Source organism: Phenylobacterium haematophilum, from assembly GCF_014196295.1.
Taxonomy (GTDB): domain Bacteria; phylum Pseudomonadota; class Alphaproteobacteria; order Caulobacterales; family Caulobacteraceae; genus Phenylobacterium; species Phenylobacterium haematophilum.
On record NZ_JACIDK010000005.1, the window covers coordinates 211,956 to 232,341 of the forward strand.

Annotated in this window: 19 protein-coding genes and 1 pseudogene; 9 read left to right on the forward strand and 11 right to left on the reverse strand. The window is 68.7% G+C overall.

Annotated elements, in window-relative coordinates:
* Positions 1-38: 38 nt before the first annotated feature.
* Positions 39-2,441, forward strand: a complete 2,403-nt coding sequence (locus GGQ61_RS16915) for an FtsK/SpoIIIE family DNA translocase (protein WP_183775396.1) — start codon at positions 39-41, stop codon at positions 2,439-2,441.
* On the opposite strand, the gene GGQ61_RS16920 is transcribed toward GGQ61_RS16915, so the two are convergent.
* The 3 genes and pseudogenes from GGQ61_RS16920 to GGQ61_RS16925 all read right to left on the reverse strand — a co-directional run bounded on the left by GGQ61_RS16920 (position 2,438) and on the right by GGQ61_RS16925 (position 5,561).
* Positions 2,438-3,250 (reverse strand): serine hydrolase domain-containing protein, encoded by an 813-nt coding sequence (locus GGQ61_RS16920; protein WP_221221105.1) that lies wholly within the window; start codon positions 3,248-3,250, stop codon positions 2,438-2,440. The genes GGQ61_RS16915 and GGQ61_RS16920 overlap by 4 nt on opposite strands.
* 91 nt (positions 3,251-3,341) lie before the next feature.
* A pseudogene (locus GGQ61_RS22735) lies at positions 3,342-3,578 on the reverse strand (serine hydrolase domain-containing protein); the annotation flags it as partial.
* Between the two features lie 147 nt (positions 3,579-3,725).
* Positions 3,726-5,561, reverse strand: coding sequence for a phosphoenolpyruvate carboxykinase (GTP) (locus GGQ61_RS16925; protein WP_183775398.1), 1,836 nt, complete (start codon positions 5,559-5,561; stop codon positions 3,726-3,728).
* Positions 5,562-5,905: 344 nt separating this feature from the next.
* Here GGQ61_RS16925 and GGQ61_RS16930 point away from each other — a divergent pair, with 344 nt between their 5' ends.
* On the forward strand, positions 5,906-6,550 hold the full coding sequence (locus GGQ61_RS16930) for a LolA family protein (protein ID WP_183775400.1): 645 nt from the start codon (positions 5,906-5,908) through the stop codon (positions 6,548-6,550).
* A 214-nt stretch (positions 6,551-6,764) separates the two neighbouring features.
* Positions 6,765-7,571, forward strand: coding sequence for an exodeoxyribonuclease III (locus tag GGQ61_RS16935; protein WP_183775402.1), 807 nt, complete (start codon positions 6,765-6,767; stop codon positions 7,569-7,571).
* Here GGQ61_RS16935 and GGQ61_RS16940 read toward each other — a convergent pair.
* Together GGQ61_RS16940 and GGQ61_RS16945 are read right to left on the reverse strand one after the other, a co-directional pair.
* Complete coding sequence (locus GGQ61_RS16940) at positions 7,568-8,032, reverse strand: hypothetical protein (RefSeq protein ID WP_183775403.1); 465 nt, start codon at positions 8,030-8,032, stop codon at positions 7,568-7,570. The genes GGQ61_RS16935 and GGQ61_RS16940 overlap by 4 nt on opposite strands.
* Positions 8,033-8,053: 21 nt before the next feature.
* Positions 8,054-8,740: a response regulator transcription factor gene (locus GGQ61_RS16945; RefSeq protein ID WP_183775692.1), complete on the reverse strand. Its 687-nt coding sequence runs from the start codon at positions 8,738-8,740 to the stop codon at positions 8,054-8,056.
* A 58-nt stretch (positions 8,741-8,798) separates the two neighbouring features.
* Here GGQ61_RS16945 and GGQ61_RS16950 point away from each other — a divergent pair, with 58 nt between their 5' ends.
* Positions 8,799-9,305: a L,D-transpeptidase family protein gene (locus GGQ61_RS16950; RefSeq protein WP_183775405.1), complete on the forward strand. Its 507-nt coding sequence runs from the start codon at positions 8,799-8,801 to the stop codon at positions 9,303-9,305.
* Here the strand turns inward: GGQ61_RS16950 and GGQ61_RS16955 are convergent.
* Positions 9,302-9,955: a YggS family pyridoxal phosphate-dependent enzyme gene (locus GGQ61_RS16955; protein WP_183775407.1), complete on the reverse strand. Its 654-nt coding sequence runs from the start codon at positions 9,953-9,955 to the stop codon at positions 9,302-9,304. The genes GGQ61_RS16950 and GGQ61_RS16955 overlap by 4 nt on opposite strands.
* Before the next feature lie 19 nt (positions 9,956-9,974).
* On the opposite strand from GGQ61_RS16955, the gene GGQ61_RS16960 reads away from it, so the two are divergent.
* Entirely contained in the window at positions 9,975-10,565 is a 591-nt protein-coding gene (locus tag GGQ61_RS16960) for a thiamine phosphate synthase (protein ID WP_343056166.1), read from the forward strand.
* On the opposite strand, the gene GGQ61_RS16965 is transcribed toward GGQ61_RS16960, so the two are convergent.
* Positions 10,555-10,926 carry an NtrZ family periplasmic regulatory protein gene (locus GGQ61_RS16965; protein ID WP_183775409.1) on the reverse strand — a complete coding sequence of 124 codons (372 nt, stop codon included), beginning with the start codon at positions 10,924-10,926 and terminating at the stop codon, positions 10,555-10,557. The two genes, GGQ61_RS16960 and GGQ61_RS16965, sit on opposite strands and share 11 nt — an antisense overlap.
* Positions 10,927-11,210: 284 nt before the next feature.
* Between GGQ61_RS16965 and GGQ61_RS16970 the strand changes: the two genes are divergently transcribed.
* The 4 genes from GGQ61_RS16970 (at position 11,211) to holA (ending at position 15,988) form a co-directional block, all read left to right on the forward strand.
* On the forward strand, positions 11,211-11,720 hold the full coding sequence (locus GGQ61_RS16970; protein WP_183775411.1) for a DUF3576 domain-containing protein: 510 nt from the start codon (positions 11,211-11,213) through the stop codon (positions 11,718-11,720).
* Positions 11,721-11,836: 116 nt separating this feature from the next.
* Positions 11,837-14,422 (forward strand): leucine--tRNA ligase, encoded by a 2,586-nt coding sequence (gene leuS / locus GGQ61_RS16975; RefSeq protein WP_183775421.1) that lies wholly within the window; start codon positions 11,837-11,839, stop codon positions 14,420-14,422.
* 5 nt (positions 14,423-14,427) lie between these two features.
* Entirely contained in the window at positions 14,428-14,922 is a 495-nt protein-coding gene (lptE, locus tag GGQ61_RS16980; protein WP_183775423.1) for an LPS assembly lipoprotein LptE, read from the forward strand.
* 13 nt (positions 14,923-14,935) lie between these two features.
* A complete protein-coding gene (holA, locus tag GGQ61_RS16985; RefSeq protein ID WP_183775425.1) occupies positions 14,936-15,988 on the forward strand; it encodes a DNA polymerase III subunit delta in 1,053 nt (350 codons plus the stop codon).
* A gap of 131 nt (positions 15,989-16,119) precedes the next feature.
* On the opposite strand, the gene GGQ61_RS16990 is transcribed toward holA, so the two are convergent.
* The 4 genes from GGQ61_RS16990 to mnmG are packed head-to-tail and all read right to left on the reverse strand — an operon-like array spanning position 16,120 to position 20,303.
* A complete protein-coding gene (locus tag GGQ61_RS16990; RefSeq protein WP_183775427.1) occupies positions 16,120-17,007 on the reverse strand; it encodes a ParB/RepB/Spo0J family partition protein in 888 nt (295 codons plus the stop codon).
* 6 nt (positions 17,008-17,013) lie between these two features.
* On the reverse strand, positions 17,014-17,805 hold the full coding sequence (locus GGQ61_RS16995; protein ID WP_221221108.1) for a ParA family protein: 792 nt from the start codon (positions 17,803-17,805) through the stop codon (positions 17,014-17,016).
* A 7-nt stretch (positions 17,806-17,812) separates the two neighbouring features.
* Positions 17,813-18,475 (reverse strand): 16S rRNA (guanine(527)-N(7))-methyltransferase RsmG, encoded by a 663-nt coding sequence (rsmG, locus tag GGQ61_RS17000; RefSeq protein WP_246371007.1) that lies wholly within the window; start codon positions 18,473-18,475, stop codon positions 17,813-17,815.
* Complete coding sequence (mnmG, locus tag GGQ61_RS17005; protein ID WP_183775430.1) at positions 18,453-20,303, reverse strand: tRNA uridine-5-carboxymethylaminomethyl(34) synthesis enzyme MnmG; 1,851 nt, start codon at positions 20,301-20,303, stop codon at positions 18,453-18,455. Before mnmG ends, rsmG begins: the two co-directional genes overlap by 23 nt.
* Positions 20,304-20,386 lie beyond the last annotated feature (83 nt).

The window sequence follows — 20,386 nt, forward strand, 5'->3', positions numbered from 1 at the left end:
CCGGGCAAACAGGGGATCTCTGAAATCGGGAGCGTGGAATGGCGCGGGCGGCGCGAAAGACGGGTGTCGAGCTGGGGATTCACATCGCCGGCCTGGCCTGGTCGCATCCGGCGACGGCGCGGCTGCGCGGCGGCATCGTCGCGGCGGCGGGCCTCGCCTTGATCATCGCGCTCGCCACCTACAACGCCGCCGACCCCAGCCTGAACGCAGCCTCGGCCCTGCCGCCGACCAACGCCCTGGGCGCGCCTGGGGCGACCGCCGCGGATGTCGGCATCCAGTCGCTGGGCCTGGCCGCCGGCGTCGGCGCCCTGCTGATGGTGGTGTTCGGCCTCGGCCGCGCCACCACCCCGCAACCGGACCTGACACGTCGCAAGGTGCGCCTGCGCGCCGCCATCGGCCTGCTCGGCGTGATGGCGCTGGCCGGCCTGCTGAGCGCCCCGCCGGCGCCCGCTTCCTGGCCGCTCGCCAAGGGCCTGGGCGGCTTCTGGGGCGACGGGCTGCTGCACGCGATCGCGGGCCTCTTCGCCTACGCCCACATTCCCGGCGGCGTGCTGATCGCGGCGCTGCTGTTGCTCGCCGGCGCCGCGGCCGGGCTGGGCTTTGCGATCGGCGTGCGTCGCTCCGAACTGACCGCCAGCATCGAGTGGGTGCGTGCGACCTTGCAGCAGATGCGCGAAGAGCCCGCCCAGCCGGCCAAGCCGGCGCGCGCTCCCGCCGCCCGCCGAGCGAAGGCCGCCGAGCCCGCCCCTACCTCCCCGCAGCGCCAAGCCCCGCCCTCGCCCCCCGTCGAACCGGCCGCGTACGCCCAGCAAGACGACGACGAAGACGCGGCGGGCGACACCATCGTCAGCCCGGTGGCGATCAAGCAGCCGAAGCCGGCTCCCAAGGACTCCGGCCGCGAGCAGCGCGAGGCCCAGGGCGCGTTCGACTTCGTCAAGACGGGCGGTTTCGCCCTGCCCGAACTGGCCATGCTGGCCAAGCCCAAGCCGCGCGCCTCGATGTTCGACGAAGGCGCCCTGCGCCAGAACGCTCAGCTTCTGGAAAGCGTGCTGGCCGAGTTCGGCGTGCGCGGCACGATCGACCAGATCCGTCCGGGTCCCGTGGTCACCCTCTACGAACTGGTTCCCGCCGCCGGTGTGAAATCGGCGCGGGTCGTGGCGCTGGCCGACGACATCGCCCGCTCGATGTCGGTCGCCGCCTGTCGCGTCAGCGTGGTGCCCGGCCGCAACGCCATCGGCATCGAACTGCCGAACGCGCGGCGCGAGACGGTCTATCTGCGCGACCTGCTGGCCAGCGCCGAGTACGAACGCTCGACCCAGGCCCTGCCGATGGCGCTGGGCGAAAACATCGGCGGCGAGCCCTACATCGCCGACCTGTCGAAGATGCCCCACCTGCTGATCGCCGGCACCACCGGCTCGGGCAAGTCGGTCGGCGTCAACGCGATGATCCTGTCGATCCTGTACCGGCTGCCGCCGGATCAGTGTCGGTTCATCATGATCGACCCGAAGATGCTGGAACTGTCGGTCTATGACGGCATCCCGCACCTGCTGGCCCCGGTGGTCACCGACCCGAAGAAGGCCATCGTCGCGCTGAAGTGGACGGTCCGCGAGATGGAGGACCGTTATCGGCTGATGTCGAAGATCGGGGTGCGCAACGTCGCCTCGTACAACGAACGCGCCAAGGAGGCGGCCGCCAAGGGCGAGCACTTCGAACGCACCGTGCAGACCGGCTTCGACGACAGCGGCCGGCCGATCTACGAGAGCGAGCGGATCGACCCCAAGCCGATGCCGTACCTGGTGGTGGTCATCGACGAGGTCGCCGACCTGATGCTGGTCGCCGGCAAGGACGTGGAAGGCGCGGTGCAGCGCCTGGCCCAGATGGCCCGCGCCGCCGGCATCCACCTGGTCATGGCCACCCAGCGCCCGTCGGTCGACGTCATCACCGGCACCATCAAGGCCAACTTCCCGACCCGGATCTCCTTCCAGGTCACCTCGAAAATCGACAGCCGCACCATCCTGGGCGAGCAGGGCGCCGAGCAGCTGCTGGGGCAGGGCGACATGCTCTACATGGCCGGCGGCGGCCGCATCACCCGCCTGCACGGCCCGTTCGTGTCGGACGGCGAAGTCGAGGCGGTGGCCAAGTTCCTGCGAGACCAGGGCGAGCCGCAGTACCTTGAGGACGTCACCGCCGGCGGCGATGACGAGGACGGCGGCGGCGACAGCTTCGGCGACGAGGGCGGCGGCTCAGGCGACGACCTCTACGACCGCGCCGTGGCCGTGGTCACCCGCGATCGAAAGGCCTCCACCAGCTACGTCCAGCGCCGGCTGCAGATCGGCTACAATCGCGCCGCCTCGCTGATCGAGCGCATGGAGAACGAGGGCGTGGTCAGCCCCGCCAACCACGCCGGCAAGCGCGAAGTGCTGGTCGGCGCAGCGCCCTAGGCGAGCGCCGCGGCCACCGCCGCGCCGAGCTCGCCGGGGAACACCCCGCTCATGCCCTCGATGGCGGTGTTGGTCAGGGCGACCAACGTGGTCTCGCGATCCGGCACGATCTGCCAGGAGTGGCCGTAGACCCCGCCCCACATCACCGTGCCCCGGCGCAGCGGCGAGCCGGCGACGGCCGGATCCTTCAAGACAGCGCCGGCATAGCCGAAGCCCCAGCCGGGACCGTGGGTCGTGACCACCAGCTCGCCGATCTGGTTGCTGAGCATCGAAGCGGCCGAGGCCTGCGACAGGATTGGCCCGCCGCCGGTGCGCACCGCCTCCAGCAGCTTCAGCACGTCGCCGGCCGTGCCGACCATGCCGGCGCCGCCGGACGGGAACGAGGCAGGCCGGGTCGCCCGCGCCGGGGAATAGCGGATCCCCGAGAGCTCGAAGAATGGCGAGACGTCCGGATCCTGCATCGGGCGCGGGGGCTGGCCGTCGATATAGGGGGTGGCGAGCTGGTCGGCGCTGGCGACGTAGAAGCCGCTGGCGTCCATGCCCAGCGGGCGTAGGATCAGCTCGTCGATCAGTTGCGGCAGCGGCTTGCCGGCCGCCTGCTCCATGGCCGCGCCCAGCACGTCGAGGCTGACCGAATAGTTCCAGGCCGCGCCCGGCGGGAAGAACAGCTCGATCTGGCCGAGCCGCGCCAGGTTGTCGGCCATGCTGCGGTCGGGCAGGTCGAGACCGTCGGAGACCCCCGCCTCCAGATAGGGGCCCCCCTCGGGCTGCAGGAAGCCATAGCTGAGCCCACTGGTATGGGTCAGCAGTTGGCCGGGCGATCTCGGCCGGCGCGCCTCCCGGGGCGGAAGGGCGGAAGTCCGGCAGCCAGCGGCTCACCGGCGCGTCCAAGGCCAAGTCACCGCGCTCGATCATCGCCAGAGCGGCCGCGGCCACGATCGGCTTGGTCACCGACGCCAGACGGAAGACCGTGTTCTGCGCCATCGGCAGGCCGCGCTCGCGGTCGGCGTCGCCAGCGGCGCGGGCATAGACGATCTCGCCTCCGCGGGCGACCAGCACCACCGTGCCGACGATCCGTCGCTCGGCCAGCGCGCGGTCGATGACGTCGTCTATGCGGGCGTCGAGGCTGTCGGTCATGGCGCGCTCCGTCCGGTTTCCAGATCAGATGGACGGCGGAGCTTGCGGCGCAAGCCTGTCGTCGCGTCAGCCTTCGTCAGACGGCCAAAGAAAAAGGCCGGAGCGGTTCGCCGCTCCGGCCAAGATCGCGTGGTCCTGGCGCCGGGGTTATTCGGCGGCCTGAGCCTGGACGCCGAGGCGGCGGCTGAGCGCGGCGTGCTGGTCCCAGAGCTCGGCTGGCAGGCGGTCGCCGAACTTCTTGTAGAACTCGGGGATCAGGGCGGCTTCCTCGGCCCAGACCTCGGCGTCGACCGAGAGCAGGGTGTCGAGGGCCGCGGCGTCGATTGTCACGCCGTCGAGATCCAGCGACTCCTTGCTCGGTACGCGGCCGATCGGGGTGTCGACGGCGGCGGCGGCGCCTTCCAGCCGGCCGAAGATCCACTTCAGGACGCGGGCGTTCTCGCCGTAGCCCGGCCACAGGAACTTGCCGTCGGCGCCCTTGCGGAACCAGTTGACGAAGTAGATGCGCGGCAGCTTAGCGGCGTCGGCGCCCGCGCCGACCTTCAGCCAGTGGCCAAAGTAGTCGCCCATGTTGTAGCCGCAGAACGGCAGCATCGCGAACGGGTCGCGGCGCAGCTCGCCGACCTTGTTCTCGGCCGCGGCGGTGCCTTCCGAGGCGACGTTGGCGGCCAGGAACACGCCGTGTTCCCAGTCGAAGGCTTCGGTCACCAGCGGCACGGCGCTGGCGCGGCGGCCGCCGAACAGGATGGCCGAGATCGGCACGCCGGCCGGGTCGTCCCACTCGTCGGCGATCACCGGGCACTGGTCGGCCGGCACGGCGAAGCGCGCGTTCGGGTGCGCGGCGGGTTCGCCCATCTCCGGCGACCAGGGCCGGCCCTTCCAGTCCGTCAGCCCTTCCGGCGGCTCGTCGGTCAGGCCTTCCCACCAGACGTCCCCGTCGGCGGTCAGGGCGACGTTTGTGAAGACGGTGTTGGCGTGCAGGGCGTCGACCGCGTTCTTATTGGTCGCAATGCCGGTGCCCGGCGCGACGCCGAAGAAGCCGGCCTCGGGGTTGATCGCATACAGCCGGCCGTCGTCGCCGAAGCGCATCCAGCAGATATCGTCGCCGACGGTCTCGGCCTTCCAGCCAGGAATGGTCGGCTGCAGCATCGCCATGTTGGTCTTGCCGCAAGCGCTCGGGAAGGCGGCGGCGACATAGCGGACCGCGCCCTGCGGCGAGGTCAGCTTGAGGATCAGCATATGCTCGGCCAGCCAGCCTTCGTCGCGGGCCATCACCGAGGCGATGCGCAGGGCGTAGCACTTCTTGCCCAGCAGGGCGTTGCCGCCGTAGCCCGAGCCGTAGGACCAGATCTCGCGGCTCTCAGGGAAGTGGACGATGTACTTCTCTTCGTTGCACGGCCACGGCACGTCGGCTTGGCCCGCTTCCAGCGGCGCGCCGACGGTGTGCAGAGCCGGGACGAAGAAACCGTCGTCGCCAAGCATGTCCAGGGCGCCCTGGCCCATGCGGGTCATCACCCGCATGGAGATGGCGACATAGGCGCTGTCGGTGATCTCAACGCCCAGGGCGGAGATCTTCGACCCGAGCGGACCCATGCAGAAGGGCACGACGTACATGGTGCGGCCGCGCATGGCGCCCTTGAACAGACCCTGCAGCTTGGTCCGCATTTCCTGCGGGTCGAGCCAGTTGTTGGTCGGCCCGGCGTCCGCCGGGTCCTGCGAGCAGATGAAGGTCCGGCTCTCGACCCGGGCGACGTCGCGCGGATCGGAGGCCGCATAGAAGCTATTGGGCCTCTTCTGCGGATTGAGCGGCTTCAGGGTGCCCGACTTCACCAAATCGGCGGTCAGGACGTTCCACTCCGCATCGGAACCGTCGCACCAGTGGACCCGGTCGGGTTGGGTGAGTTCAGCGACTTCACGTACCCAGGCCAGAAGTCCGGCATGTTTGGTAGGGGCCTCGTCGAGACCCGGAATGGCCAAGCCCATCAGGCTGCGCCCCTTATGTTACCCACGCGTCATGCCAGCCGCGGAAGCCCTCTGTCGGGGTCTCTCAGACGGTCGACGGCCCGGTGATATGTACGATTTTTGACGCGCACAAGCTTGCTGCACTGCGGAATCGCCCCTCAGGGGGTGAAACGCCGCCCGTCAGGGGTAAGTTTTGCTTAACGATCGCGTGGCGCGGCGCCCGCTGTCGGCCGCTCCATCGTGCTGGGGTCTGCGGATGGCTGGCGAACGGCGCTTCGCAACTAAGGGCGAGCTTCGCCGTTCTTGCGCCCTAATGAGGCCCACGGCGCCTTATATACGTCGCCGAAACTGGAGTTCGCCCTCGCATGACCCGACTGACCCGCCGCGCCCTGGCGCTGGGCCTGGCCGCCCTGCCCCTCCCCGCTCTTGCTCAGCGCGCGCCCGCCGCGCCGCTGTCACCCGCGGACAAGGCGTTGGTCGACCGCGCCGCGGCCTACCTGGAGGGACTGACCGAGGCCAAGGGGCGGTTCGTGCAAACCGACGCCCGCGGCGCGATGACCCAGGGTTCGCTCTATCTGAAGCGGCCGGGCAAGGCCCGTTTCGAATACGACAAGCCCTCCGGCCTGCTGGTGGTGTCCGACGGCGGCAACGTCTCGATCGCGGACTCGCGGCTGAAGACCTTCGACGCGTACCCTCTGATGGCCACGCCGCTGTCGATCTTCCTGGCTCGCAAGATCCGCCTCGACCGCGGCATCAACGTCACCCGAGTGGCGCGGCTGGCTGACGGCTTCTCGATCACCGCCCGCGACGGCAAGAAGCAGGCCGAGGGCCAGATCACCCTGACCTTCTCCGACAATCCAATGGCGCTGGTCGGCTGGACGGTCACCGACGCGCAGGGGTCCTCTACCCGAATCCGCCTGACCAGCCTGACCAAGACCAGCGGCCTTGCCCCGTCGCTATTCGTGCTGAAGGACCCGAGGCCGAAGAACGTCGGCCGTTCCAAAATGTGACACATTCACAACAGGCAATATGCCGTGTGATTTGTGATTGACTTTTTCTCGTCGCCAGTGGCATTAATGACACTATTGGGATCGCGCGATCGCGACCCCTTTCCGTGCCGGACCCTATCCCCTCCCGGCGGCGGCATGAGAGACACACTTTACGCCCGGGCTTCTCCAGTGCCCGGGCGTTTCTTTTTGCCCGAACCCCCTTAGACATCGCCCCATGCGCCTTCGCCTCTCGACCTGGAACGTCAACTCCGTGCGCCTGCGGGCCGAGCAAGTGGCCCGCTTCGTCGACGAGCAGGCGCCCGACGTGCTGTGCATGCAGGAGATCAAGTGCCAGGAGGGCGAGTTTCCGCGCGCCGCATTCGAGGCCGCCGGCCTGCCGTACATCAAGATCGCCGGCCAGAAGGGGTGGCACGGGGTGGCGATCGCCTCGCGGCTGCCGATCGAGGACGCCGCGCCGCTGGACGTCTGCCGCGAGAAGCACGCCCGCTGCGTCGGCGGCAAGGTGGCCGGGGTCGAGATCCAGAACTTCTACATCCCGGCCGGCGGCGACATTCCCGACCGCGAGCTCAATCCGAAGTTCGACCACAAGCTCGACTTCTTCGAGAAACTGACCGCCGAGATGGCGCGCCGCGATCCGAAAGCGCCGCTGGCGATCGTCGGCGACCTGAACGTCGCCCCCGGCGAGTTCGACGTCTGGAGCCACAAGCAGATGTCGAAGATCGTCAGCCACACGCCGATCGAGCTGGAGGCCTTCGCCAAGCTGAAGGCCAGCCTCGACTTCATCGACCTGCCGCGCGAGGCGATCCCGGAGCCGGAGAAGCTGTTCTCGTGGTGGAGCTACCGCGCCGCCGATTTCCGGAAGTCCAACCGCGGGCTGCGGCTGGACCATATCCTGGTGACCCCGGGCCTGAGGGACGCAGCGTTCCACACTGGGAAGGCCGCCTCGCGCGTGCATGACGACGTGCGCGAGTGGGAGCGGCCCAGCGACCACGCGCCGGTCAGCGCCGACTTCGCGGTCTAGAACTTCGGCGGAACCTTCGGGATCACGCAGGTCGGCACGCCGTCGCGCGTGGCGACGGTCGCCGGACGGCCGACGCCCGGCGCGAAGTAGAAGGCGCCCTTGTCCGTGGTCACCACCACCTGCGCCGGGCCACTGAACTGGCAGACCGGGACGAAGTCGTTCCCCGCCCCGCCGGCCTTGACGATGCTGCAGTCGGCATGTCCGTAGCGGCGCTCATAGCGGATGTCGTTGGTGATGAAGGCGTGCGCGGCCTTGGCGCCGCGCGCCTCGTACTCGGCCTTGGTCATCACCGCGCACGGCTCGCCTTCCATCGCTCCGGCCGGAAGGTTGGCCGTGGACTGCTCGATGATCGTAGCGCGGCGCAGGTGATTGCCGACTGCCAGGACGATCACGCCCACCCCCACCGCGCCCATCAGCATCAGCGGAAAGGCGCGCGCGATCGTCCACTTCTTCTTCGCCACGCCTCGCCCCGGGGGTCCGTTTTACGGAGCCAACCGATAGCCGCCGGCCTCGGTCAGCAGCAAGCGGGCGTTGCCCGGATCGGGCTCGATCTTCTGGCGCAGGCGATAGACGTGGGTTTCCAGGGTGTGGGTGGTGACGCCGGCGTTGTAGCCCCAGACCTCGGCCAGCAGCTCCTCGCGCGAGACCGGCTTTTCGCCGGCGCGATAGAGGTACTTGAGGATGTTGGTCTCTTTCTCGGTGAGCCGGATCTTCTTCTGGTTGGCGTCGACTAGCATCTTGGCGGACGGACGGAACTCGTAGGCGCCGAGGTGGAACACCGCGCCTTCGGACTGTTCGGCGCTGCGCAGCTGGGCGCGGATGCGGGCGAGCAGAACCTGGAACTTGAAGGGCTTGGTCACATAGTCGTTGGCGCCGGCTTCCAGGCCGGAGATCTGGTCGTCGTCGGCAGCGGCCGCGGTCAGCATGATGATCGGGGCGACGACGCCCTTCTCACGCATCTGACGGCAGGCTTCGCGGCCGTTCATGTCCGGTAGATCGACGTCGAGCAGGATGAGGTCGGGGCGGTTCTCGATCGCCGCCCTCACCCCATCGCCGGCTGTCGCCGCCTCGATGGCCGAGAAATCCTCGGAGAGTTGGAGTTGTTCGGCGATCGCGCCGCGGAGTTCTTCGTTGTCGTCGACGACGAGCAGGGTCTTGCGTTGAGCCATGGACCCGAACATGCACCGTATCGTGCGAAAGAGCCAACCGCGGGAGTTCCCTTAAGTCATGATCTTCACGGCGTTGTCAGATGGAAGCTTCCGGCTGGACGGTCGTACGACCCGCTGCGCCTTGGGAAAAGGCGGCGTGATCGCCGCCGCCGACAAGCGCGAGGGCGACGGCAAGTCGCCGCTCGGCGTCTGGGCGATCCGCCGGGTGCTGTTTCGTCCCGACAAGGGCGGTCGCCCCGAGACCCGGCTGCCGACCAAGGCGCTGGAGCGCGACGACGGCTGGTGCGACGCGCCCGGCGACCCGGCCTACAACCGGGCGGTCAAGCTGCCGCACCCGGCCAGCGCCGAGCAGATGTGGCGCGAGGACGACGTCTACGATCTGGTCTGCATCCTGGCCCACAACGACGACCCGCCGGTTCCGGGCCTGGGCTCGGCGATCTTCATGCACCTGGCCCGCCCCGGCTATGAGCCGACCGAAGGCTGTGTGGCGCTGTCGCGCGAAGATATGCTGGAACTGTTGTCGCTGGCCAAGCTCGGCGACGCGGTGGCTATCGAGCAGGCCTAGCTGCGGGCGCCGAACAGCGCCGAGCCGACTCGCACGCTGGTCGCGCCGAAACGGATGGCGGTCTCGAAGTCGTCGCTCATGCCCATGGAGAGCTTCGCGACCCCGTTGCGGGCCGCGATCTTGGCCAGCAGCGCGAAATGCGGGCCCGGCGGCTCGGCGGCCGGCGGGATGCACATCAGGCCCTCGACCTGCAGGCCGTAGGTCGCCCGGCAGGCGGCGATGAAGGCGTCAGCCTCGCCGGGCGCGACGCCGGCCTTCTGCGGCTCCTCGCCGGTGTTGACCTGGACGTAGAGCCGCGGCGTGCGGCCCTGCTTCTGGATCTCGTCGGCCAGGGCGCGGGCCAGCTTCTCGCGGTCGAGGCTCTCGATCACCTCGAAGAACGCCACCGCCTCCTTGGCCTTATTCGACTGAAGCGGCCCGATCAGCCGCAGTTCGAGCGCTTCATGGCGCCCAGCCCAGCGCTCCATCGCCTCCTGAACCCGGTTCTCGCCGAACACCGACTGGCCGGCCGCCAGCATAGGCGCCACCTTCTCCCAGGGCTGCTGCTTGGAGACCGCCACGAGGGTGACGTCGGCGCCCGCCCGGCCGGACGCCTTCGCCGCGCGCGCGATCCGGGATAGGACGTCGGTGAGGGCGGGAGGAACGGTCATCGCGGCGAACTTCTGGACAGTGACGAGAGCGGCCCAAGCCATAGGTCGCCGCGCGGCTGGGCGAAACCCCCCGCTGCCGCCGCTTCTGTTCTTCACCGACCCGGCCCGCACCCCCGACATCGAGGCGGCGGCCCGGCGGCTGCCGCGCGGATCGGCGATCGTCTACCGCGCGTTCGGCGCCCCGGACGCCGAGGCCCGCGCCCGGCGTCTGGCGCAGATCGCGGCCAAACGCGGCCTGGTGCTGCTGATCGGGGCCGACGCCGGTCTGGCAGCACGGGTCGGGGCCGGCGGCGTCCACCTGCCGGAACGGATGGCGGCGCGCGCCCGACGGCTGAAGCGCCCGGGCTGGATCGTCACCGCGGCGGCGCACAGCCTGTCGGCGGCGCGGCGCGGACTGGCGGCCGGCGCCGATGCAGTAGTGGTTTCGGCGATCTTTCCGTCGAACAGTCCCTCGGCGGGGGCGCCGATCGGGCCCCTGCGGCTGGCGCGCCTGGTTCGCGCCGCGGGCGGACCGATCTATGCGCTGGGCGGGATCAACGACAAAACAGCCCGCCGGCTGTTGCCTGCGGGCCTGGTCGGTCTGGCGGCCGTAGAGGCCATTAGAACTTGAAGGCGGTCTCGAGCCGGACGCGCGGAGCGGATTCCTGCGGCTCCGTCTTCTTGTAGGCCGGCGCTTCCTTTTCGCCGAGCGCGACGGCGCCGCCGACCCGAAGGCTCGGCGTCACGCGGAAGTAGGCTCCCGCCTCGACGTCGTTCCACTGGGTGTCGCGCTCGCCCCGTTGTTCGAGGTTGAGCGTGACCCCCCAGCGCCCCTTGCGCGTATCCCACTTCAGCGACTTGTTCCCTTGCGGGGACGTCGAAGTCTCGCTGCGCACGGTGAAATCGGCGGTCTTGCCCTTCGCGGCCGAAGCCGCGGACGTCTGGGCATGCGCCGCCGAAGCGCCGCTCGCGAGGAGCGCCGCGCCGATCAACGAGATGACCAACCGCTTGGACATGACTACCTATATGGCCCCTTAGCCCCGAACACGCCACTTAGAGACGTGACCGTTGAGCCGATTAAAGTCCTGGGCGACGTCAGGTCAACCGACTCTCGGGGGCCTCTGCACGCTTCGCAGGCAGATCGTCGGCGCCTGTGGCGGCTGGGACACGCGATTCCTGTTTGGCGGTTCCACGGGCGTTGTTATAGAGGGCGCGGCTGCGTGGGGGCGGCGCCGCGGCGCGAACCGATCGCGGAAGAACGACTAGGAGCCGATATATGCCGTTTGTGCGCGGTGAGTTGATGCGTGGCGTGACGACCGGAGCCTTGGTGCTGAGCCTCACGGCGCTGGCCGCGTGCTCAAGCGGCGGTCCCCGGACCTTCCAGACCCAGGAGCCCGGCGGTTTCAGCGTGTTTGGTCTCGGCGGCGGCAAGAAGTCTGCTCCGGCCAATGCGGGTCAGCCCGCAATCGGGGTGAACGGCTATCTGTGGCGAGCGACGCTGGACACCTTGTCCTTCATGCCGCTGGCCTCGGCCGACCCGTACGGCGGCGTGGTGATCACCGACTGGTACGTGAACCCGGAAAAGCCGGACGAGCGCTTCAAGTGCACCGTCTACATCCTGGACTCGCGTCTGCGCGCCGACGGCCTGAACGTGGCCGTCTTCAAGCAGGTCAAGGATGCGACCGGGAACTGGACCGACGCGCCCTCGGCCGGCCAGACCGAGACCGACCTGGAAAACGCGATCCTTACCAAGGCGCGGCAGCTTCGGCTGTCGAACATCGGCTAAGGCCCGTCTCGGGGCGCATTCAGCAAGGGTGGAAACCGGTTCGGATGCGCTCCCTCCCAAGGGCCAGCGCCTTCCGCCGCTGGCCGTCACCTATCGAAGTCTGAAGAGCGCCCCCAATGGCCCGCTACAATCCGAAAGAGACCGAGCCGAAGTGGCGTAAGGCGTGGGCCGACGCCGAGGTGTTCAAGGCCGGTCCCCCGACCCCGGGCGTGCCGAAGTACTACGCCCTGGAGATGTTCCCCTATCCTTCGGGACGTCTGCACATGGGCCATGTGCGCAACTATTCGCTGGGCGACGTCGTGGCCCGCTACAAGCGCGCCCGCGGCTTCAACGTACTGCATCCGATGGGTTGGGACGCCTTCGGCCTGCCGGCCGAGAACGCGGCCATGGAGCGCGGCGTCGATCCGCGCGGCTGGACCTACGACAATATCGCCAAGATGCGGGGCGAGCTGAAAGAACTGGGCTTGTCGATCGACTGGTCGCGCGAATTCGCGACCTGCGACGCGGCCTACTACGGCAAGCAGCAGGATTGGTTCCTGGACCTGTGGAAACGCGGTCTGGTCTATCGCAAAGAAAGCATCGTCAACTGGGACCCGGTCGACCAGACCGTGCTGGCGAACGAGCAGGTGGTCGACGGCCGTGGTTGGCGCTCGGGCGCAGTGGTCGAGAAACGCAAGCTGAACCAGTGGTTCCTTCGTATCACCGACTACGCCGAGGAGTTGATCGAGGGCTTGAAGACGCTGGACCGCTGGCCCGACAAGGTCCGGCTGATGCAGGAGAACTGGATCGGCCGCTCCAAGGGCCTGAAGTTCAGCTTCGGATGGGCCGGAGAGGCCCCCAGAGGCTTCGAGGCCGGGCTGGAAGTCTACACGACCCGCCCCGACACCCTGTACGGCGCGGGCTTCGTGGGCATCGCCCCGGACCATCCGCTGGCGGAGCAACTGGCCGCCGACCCCAAGGTCGCCGCCTTCATCGCAGAATGCCGCAAGGGCGGCGCCTCGGAAGCCGAGATCGAGACCGCAGAGAAGATCGGCTTCGACACCGGCCTGACCGTCGCTCACCCGTTCGACCCGACCTGGCGCCTCCCGGTCTGGATCGCGAACTTCATCCTGATGGACTACGGCACCGGGGCGATCTTCGGCTGCCCGGCCCATGACCAGCGCGACCTGGAATTCGCCCGCAAGTACGGGCTGCCGGTTAAGCCGGTGGTGCTGCCGCCCGGGGAGGACCCCGCCGCATTCACCATCGGCGACGAGGCCTACACCGGCCCCGGGACCATCTTCCACTCCGACTTCATGGACGGCCTGGAGATCGAGCCGGCCAAGGCCGCCGCGATCGCCCGGATCGAAGCCCAGAACCAGGGCAAGGGCGCGACTGTGTTCCGCCTGCGTGACTGGGGCGTAGCCCGCCAGCGCGGCTGGGGCTGCCCGATCCCGGTCGTGCACTGCGCCAAGTGCGGCGTGGTCCCTCTGCCGAAGGACCAGCTGCCGGTCGTCTTGCCTGACGACATGGACTTCTCCAAGCCGGGCAACGCCCTGGCGCGGCATCCGACATGGAAGAACGCCAGCTGCCCGCAATGCGGCGGCGAGGCGACGCGCGAAACCGACACGCTGGACACCTTCGTCGACAGCTCCTGGTACTTCGCCCGCTTCACCGACACCGAGGCGGCCGAGCCGATCAACAAGGCCGCGGCCGATTACTGGCTGCCCGTCGACCAGTATGTGGGCGGTATCGAACACGCGGTCCTGCACCTGCTGTACGCCCGCTTCGTGACCCGCGCCCTGGGCGACGAAGGAATGCTGAGCGTGCGCGAGCCCTTCGCCGGCCTGTTCACGCAAGGCATGGTTACGCACGAGACCTACCGCCGCGCCCAGAGCGGCGAGTGGGTCGAGCCCAAGGAAGTCGAGATTCTCGCCGAAGACGGCAAGCGCCGCGCCCGCAGTTTGGAGACCGGCGAAGACCTGGTCATCGGCGACGTCGAGAAGATGTCGAAGTCCAAGCGCAACACCGTCGCGCCGGAAGAGATCTTCGAGGTCTACGGCGTCGACGCCGCCCGTCTGTTCGTGCTGTCCGACAGCCCGCCCGAGCGCGACACCCAGTGGTCAGCGGCGGGCGTCGACGGCGCCTGGCGGTTCGTGAACCGGGTCTGGAACGAGTTCGACAGCCAGCCCGCAGGCCCTGCCCCTGCCCTCTCCCCCGATCCGAAGGCCGACGAACTGCGCGCGGTCACCCACCGCACCATCAAGGCGGTGACCGAGGCGGTGGAGACCTTCCGGTTCAATTCCGGCATCGCGCGGATGTACGAATTCCTGAACAAACTCAAGGAATTCCCAGCCGACAAGGCGACCGCGCCCGTCCTGGCCGCTCGCCAGGAAGCGCTTTCGGCGTTCGCCCGGCTGATCTCGCCGTTCACCCCGCACCTGGCCGAGGAAGCCTGGGCCCGGATCGGCGGCGAGGGCATGGTCGTCGCCGCGCCCTGGCCGGAGTACGACGCGGCCCTGACACAGGACGCGGTCAAGGTTCTGCCCGTTCAGGTGAACGGCAAGCGCCGCGGGGAGATTTCGGTCGCCGCCGGCCTCGAACCGGCCGATGTTGAGAAGATCGTGCTTGACGATCCCGAGATCGCGCGGCGCCTTGAGGGCCTGGCGATCAAGAAGGTGATCGTCGTGAAGGACCGCATCGTCAACATCGTGGCCGGGTGACCTGCATGAACCGCGTCGTTGCTTCCGCCCTCATCGCCGCCGGGGCACTGACCCTGGCCGGCTGCGGGTTCACGCCGCTCTACGGCGACCCAGCAGTGACGGCGCAGCTGCATTCGGTGCAGGTGACCACCCCGCCCGGCCGCACCGGACAGCTGATTCGCGAGCACCTGGACGACGCCCTGGCCAACGCCAAGGGAACGCCGAAGTACCGGATGGATCTGGCGCTGTCGGAGACTCGCTACCCGCGTGGCCTGCGGGTCGACAACGTCGCCACCCGCTACGAGTATGTGCTGACCGCGCGCTACACCTTGGTGGCGTCGTCCACCGGCGCCCAGGTGAAGACCGGCTCGACCCGCGCCCAGGTCACCTACGACAGCGCCGACCAGCCCTACGCCTCGATCACCGCCCAGCAGGACGCCCAGGACCGCGCCGCCGCCGAGTGCGCGCGGCTGATCCAGCTCGAGCTCGCCGCCTGGCTGGCGACGCAGGGAAAATCGTAAGGACTTCAAGGCCGTGATCCTATCCAAGCGGCCTGACATCGAGCGGTTTCTGGCCCGGCCGGAACCGCCGATCCGGGTCGCCGTGATCTATGGCCGCGACACCGGCGTGGTCCGCGACCGCGGGCTGCAGCTGGCCCGCAAGCTCGTTCCCAACCTCGACGACCCGTTCGACGTCGCCCTGCTGACTGACGGCGACCTCGACTCCGACGGCGCCCGACTGGAAGGCGAGCTGGCGGCGCAATCGCTGATGGGCGGGCGGCGACTTGTGCGCCTGCGCTTCGCCACTGAGAAGGCCGCCCTGGACAAGCAGGTGGCCGAGACCCTCGTCGCCCACGCTGAGGGCAAGCTGAACCCCGACGCCTTCTTCATCGTTGAGGCGGGCGCCCTCGGCCGCGACTCCGCCCTGCGCAAGGCCGCCGAGAAGGCCGCCGACGCCGTCGTCATCCCCTGCTACGAAGACGAGCCCGGCGACGTCGCGCGGCTCGTGCGCGAGCTGCTGTCGCAGGACGGCGTCGGGCTGGACGCCCAGGCCCTGCAGCTGTTCGTCGGACGCCTGCCCAAGGAGCGTGGCGTCGCCCGCCAGGAGATCGAGCGGCTGGCCTTGTACCTGGAGCCGGGCAGCGGACGCACGGCCTCCCCGCGCGATCTGGACGACTTCCTGGGCGTAGAGCCGGAGGCATCTCTCTCCGATGCCGCGGCCGACGCGTTCGGCGGCAAACTGGCCGAGGCCCAGGCGGGCCTGCGCCGCGCCGCCGCCGAGGGCGAGGCCGGCGCCGCCGCGATCCGCGCGATCAGCATGTACCTTGGCCGGATGCGCCGAACCCTGACCCTGGCCAAGAACGGCGCCGGCCTGCAAGAGGCGGCCAAGGCGTCCGGCGTGTTCTGGAAACAGGAGCGCGAGTTCTTGCGTCAGGCGCGCAGCTGGTCGCTGGCCGAACTCGACAAGCTGCAGCCCGAGGTGCTCGCCGCCGACAAGGCGGTGAAGACCGCCGGCTCGCCGGACAGCCTGATCGCCGAGCGCCTGGCCCTGACCATCGCTGGTCGGGCGAGACGTCTGGGGCTCTAGACGGCGCTAAAAGTCCAATTTTGAAATCGGCGCTGTGGCGCAGGGAGCGCTCTCGCGCCGTACTCCTGGACGCCCGCTTAGCGAGAACGCGAATTCCGATGTCCAGCTCTTTAAAATCAAGGACTTAGAGATCAGCCGCGCGTGGTCAGCTTGCGGCAGAGCTCGTCGAGCTGTTCAAGCGTCGCGTACTTGATGCGCAGCTCGCCGACGCCTCCTTTATCGAGCACCTCGACGTCGAGACCGAGCGCATCGGAGAGGTCGACCTCAAGCGCCTGAGTGTCGGTGTCCTTGGCAGGCTTGCGCGAGGCCGACTTCGGTCGGCCCGCCTTCGGCGCGCCGCCGCGGGCCAGGGCCTCGGCTTCACGGACCGAGAGACCGCCGGCGATGATCTTCTCCGCCAGGGCGACCGGATCGTCGGCGGTGAGGATCGCCCGCGCGTGGCCGGCCGACAGCTTGCTCTCGAGCACATAGTTGCGGACCGGCTCGGGCAGGTTCATCAGCCGCAGGGTGTTGGCCACGTGACTGCGGCTCTTGCCGATGCTCTCGGCCACCTGTTCCTGGGTGCGGCCGAACTTCTCGATCAGCTGCTGGTAGGCCGCGCCCTCTTCGATCGGATTGAGGTTGGCGCGCTGGACGTTCTCGATGACGCCGATCTCGAGCACCTGGACGTCGTCCAGCTCGCGGACGAGCACCGGCATAACCCGCAAGCCGGCTTTCTGGCTGGCGCGCCAGCGGCGCTCGCCGGCAACGATCTCCCACTCGCCGGGCAGGCCCGGCGCCGGCCGCACCAGGATTGGCTGCAGCACGCCCTTCTCGCGGATCGAGCCGGCCAGCTCATCGACCTCCGCCTCCGTGAACACCCAACGCGGCTGGTGGACGTTGCGATGGATCAGCTCAATCGGGATCTCCCGGACGCCGGCGACCTCGTCGACCGGCGCGCCGGCCACGACCTTGGCCTCGTCCACATCGCCCAGCAGGGCCGACAGGCCGCGGCCCAATCCACGCTTCTCGACCATCATGTCCCCCTAGGCCGCCGCCTGAGCGCGGCGATTGCGCTCACGCAGCACCACTTCACGCGCCAATTTCAGATAGGCCTGCGAGCCTGAGCACTTCAGATCGTAGACCAGCACCGGCTTGCCGTAGCTGGGGGCCTCCGAGACTCGCACGTTGCGCGGGATCACCGTGTTGTAGACCGTCTCGCCGAAATGGCCGCGGACGTCGCGGGCCACCTGTTCCGACAGGCTGTTGCGGCGATCGTACATGGTCAGAACCACGCCCTGGATCTCCAGGTTCGGGTTCAGGCTGCCGCGCACCAGGTCGACCGTCCGGATCAGCTGAGTGAGGCCTTCCAGGGCGAAGAACTCGCATTGCAGCGGCACCAGCACCGCGTCCGACGCCGCCATGGCGTTGACCGTCAGCAGGTTCAGCGACGGCGGGCAATCGATCAGGACGTAGGTATATTCGCCCTCCGCACGGATCGGCTCCAGGGCGTCGCGGAGCTTGAACGAGCGGCGGGCCTGCTGGCCCAGCTCCAGTTCGACACCTGAGAGGTCGGGATCGGCGGCCACCAGGTCGAGGCCCGGCAGCACGGTGTTGACCACCGCCGAGGAGATCGGCGCTTCGCCCATCAGAACGTCGTAGAGCGTGACCTTGCGCTGGGCGCGGCCGACGCCGAGGCCAGTCGAGGCGTTGCCCTGCGGATCGGAGTCGATCAGCAACACCTTTTCCCCGACGGCGGCGAGCGCGGTGCCGAGGTTGATGGCCGTGGTGGTCTTGCCCACCCCGCCCTTCTGGTTGGCGACCACCAGGACGCGCAGGCCTCGCTTAGCTTTTACGGCCACGGCCGAGTCTCCTCACACGCACGATCCGGCCTCTGGCGTCGCTGAGGCTTGGCGACACGTCCGCCTCGAAATCCCAGGTCTTCGCCGCGTCTTCGAGTTCGGACGCAACCTCCTGCCCTTTTAGGAACAGCGCCTGCGCGCCTCGCTTGAAGTAGGGCTGGGCATACCCCAGCAGCCGGGACAGGGGCGCGCAAGCCCGGGCCGTGACGATATCCACAGTCAGCGACAAGTCTTCCGCACGTGAATTGTGAACGGTCGCCGGCAACTGCAATCCGCTCACCACTTCGTTCAGGAAGCGACAGCGTTTGGTGAGGCTGTCGACCAGGTGCACGTGGAACCCGGGCCGGTCCTTCTGCATGATCGCCAACACGATGCCGGGAAGCCCCACGCCGGTTCCGAGATCGGCCCAGGTCAGCGCGTCGGGCGCCAGCGGCAGGATCTGAGCCGAATCCCAGGCGTGCCGCGACCAGAACGTGTCGAGCGTCGCCGGCCCGATCAGGTTCATCTTCTCGTTCCACTCGGCCAGGTATGACCGGTAGCGCTCGAGGTCGGCGATGGCCTGGGGGCCGGCGTTGGTCGCGGCGGCGAAGCTCGCCGCGTCGGTCACATCCACGGTCATGCGATCAGGCGGCGCGACGGCGAACATGGGCCAGCAGGGCGGTCAGCGCGCCGGGCGTCACGCCCTCGATCCGCGCGGCCTGGCCGAGAGTCAGCGGGCGGACGGTCGTGAGCTTTTCGCGGACCTCGTTGGAAAGGCCGCCGACGCCGGCGTAGTCGAGATCTGCCGGCAGCCGCAGGTTCTCATCCCGACGAAAGGCCGCGGCGTCAGCGGCTTGCCGATCGAGGTAGCCGGCATAGGCGGCGTCGATCTCGAGCTGCTCGCGGCAATCGGCAGACCACGCGCCCGCCTCGGGGAAGATGCGGGCGAGGTCGTCGAAGCTGATCGTCGGGTAGGCCAGCAGCTGCACGAAGTCGCGGACCACGCCATCGGACTTCACCGGCAGGCCGGCCTTCTGGGCCATGTTCGGAGACAGGGTCAACCGCCCTGCCCGCTCGCGCGCGTGGGCCAACTCGGCGGCCTTGGCCCGGTAGGACGTTTCACGTGAAACACCGACCACGCCCAAGGCCATACCGCGTTCGGTCAGACGCTGGTCGGCGTTGTCGGCCCGGAGGGTCAGGCGGAATTCCGCCCGGCTCGTGAACATCCGATAGGGCTCGGTGACGCCGCGCGTCGTCAGGTCGTCGATAAGCACGCCGATATAGGCCTCGTCGCGACCGAAGGCGGCGGGGTCCTGCCCCGAGGCGGCGCGCGCGGCGTTGAGCCCCGCGACCAGGCCTTGGGCCCCCGCCTCCTCGTAGCCCGTCGTGCCGTTGATCTGGCCGGCGAGATATAGGCCCGGAAGCTTCTTCACCTCCAGGGTCGGATAGAGCTCCCGCGGATCGACGTAGTCGTATTCGATGGCGTAGCCGTAGCGCCGGACCTTGACGTTCTCGAGACCAGGGATCGTGCGCAGGAACAGGTCCTGGGTCTCAGTCGAGACCGAGGTCGAGATGCCGTTCGGATAGACGGTGTCGTCGTCCAGGCCCTCGGGCTCCAGGAAGATCTGGTGGCTGTCCTTGTCGCCGAAGCGGACCACCTTGTCCTCGATCGACGGGCAATAGCGCGGCCCGCGGCCATTGATGCGGCCGCCATAAACCGCCGACTCTGTCAGCCGGTCGGCGATGATCTGGTGCGTCTGGGCGTTGGTGTAGGTCACGCCGCAGGCGATCTGCGGCACGGTGATCTTATCTGTCAGGAACGAGAACGGCACCGGCTCATCGTCCGCGGCCTGCATCTCCAGTTCGTCCCAGGCGATGGTCGAACCGTCAAGGCGCGCGGGGGTCCCGGTCTTCAGGCGGCCCATGGCCAGCCCGGAGGCGTAGAGACGGTCCGACAACCCGATCGCTGGAGCGTCGCCCACCCGTCCCGCGGGGATGCGGGTCTCGCCCTGATGGATCAGACCCTTGAGGAAGGTCCCGGTGGTCAGAACCACCCGGCCGGCGCGGTACTCCGTCCCCGTTGCACCGACCGCACCCTGGACGACGCCGTCCACGACGATGAGGTCCTCGACCGCCTCGGCCATCACGGTGAGGTTGGGGGTCGCGGCGAGCTCGGCCTGCATAGCCTGGCGATAGAGCTTGCGGTCAATCTGGCTGCGCGGCCCGCGCACGGCGGCGCCCTTGGAGCGGTTGAGCATCCGGAACTGGATGCCGGACAGGTCGGCCATGCGCCCCATCAAGCCGTCGAGGGCGTCGATCTCGCGGACCAAGTGGCCCTTGCCGAGACCGCCGATGGCGGGATTGCAGCTCATCTCGCCGATGGTTTCGAGCTTGTGGGTCAGCAGCAGGGTGTTGGCGCCGACGCGCGCGGAAGCCGCCGCGGCTTCGCAGCCGGCATGCCCTCCCCCAATGATGATGACGTCCCAGGCGCTCAATCGAGTCTCCACGGAAGACGCCCCCGGAAGGCCGGGGGCGCTATGGGCAGCTATATAGCGAACAAAGGACCCCTTTTCACCCC

Coding starts and splice junctions, on each gene's coding strand:
- GGQ61_RS16915 (WP_183775396.1), top strand. CDS start 39: ATGGCGCGGGCGGCGCGAAAGACGGGTGTCGAGCTGGGGATTCACATC.
- GGQ61_RS16925 (WP_183775398.1), bottom strand. CDS start 5,561: ATGGGCTTGGCCATTCCGGGTCTCGACGAGGCCCCTACCAAACATGCC.
- GGQ61_RS16930 (WP_183775400.1), top strand. CDS start 5,906: ATGACCCGACTGACCCGCCGCGCCCTGGCGCTGGGCCTGGCCGCCCTG.
- GGQ61_RS16935 (WP_183775402.1), top strand. CDS start 6,765: ATGCGCCTTCGCCTCTCGACCTGGAACGTCAACTCCGTGCGCCTGCGG.
- GGQ61_RS16945 (WP_183775692.1), bottom strand. CDS start 8,740: ATGGCTCAACGCAAGACCCTGCTCGTCGTCGACGACAACGAAGAACTC.
- GGQ61_RS16950 (WP_183775405.1), top strand. CDS start 8,799: ATGATCTTCACGGCGTTGTCAGATGGAAGCTTCCGGCTGGACGGTCGT.
- GGQ61_RS16955 (WP_183775407.1), bottom strand. CDS start 9,955: ATGACCGTTCCTCCCGCCCTCACCGACGTCCTATCCCGGATCGCGCGC.
- GGQ61_RS16970 (WP_183775411.1), top strand. CDS start 11,211: ATGCCGTTTGTGCGCGGTGAGTTGATGCGTGGCGTGACGACCGGAGCC.
- leuS (WP_183775421.1), top strand. CDS start 11,837: ATGGCCCGCTACAATCCGAAAGAGACCGAGCCGAAGTGGCGTAAGGCG.
- lptE (WP_183775423.1), top strand. CDS start 14,428: ATGAACCGCGTCGTTGCTTCCGCCCTCATCGCCGCCGGGGCACTGACC.
- GGQ61_RS16990 (WP_183775427.1), bottom strand. CDS start 17,007: ATGATGGTCGAGAAGCGTGGATTGGGCCGCGGCCTGTCGGCCCTGCTG.
- rsmG (WP_246371007.1), bottom strand. CDS start 18,475: ATGTTCGCCGTCGCGCCGCCTGATCGCATGACCGTGGATGTGACCGAC.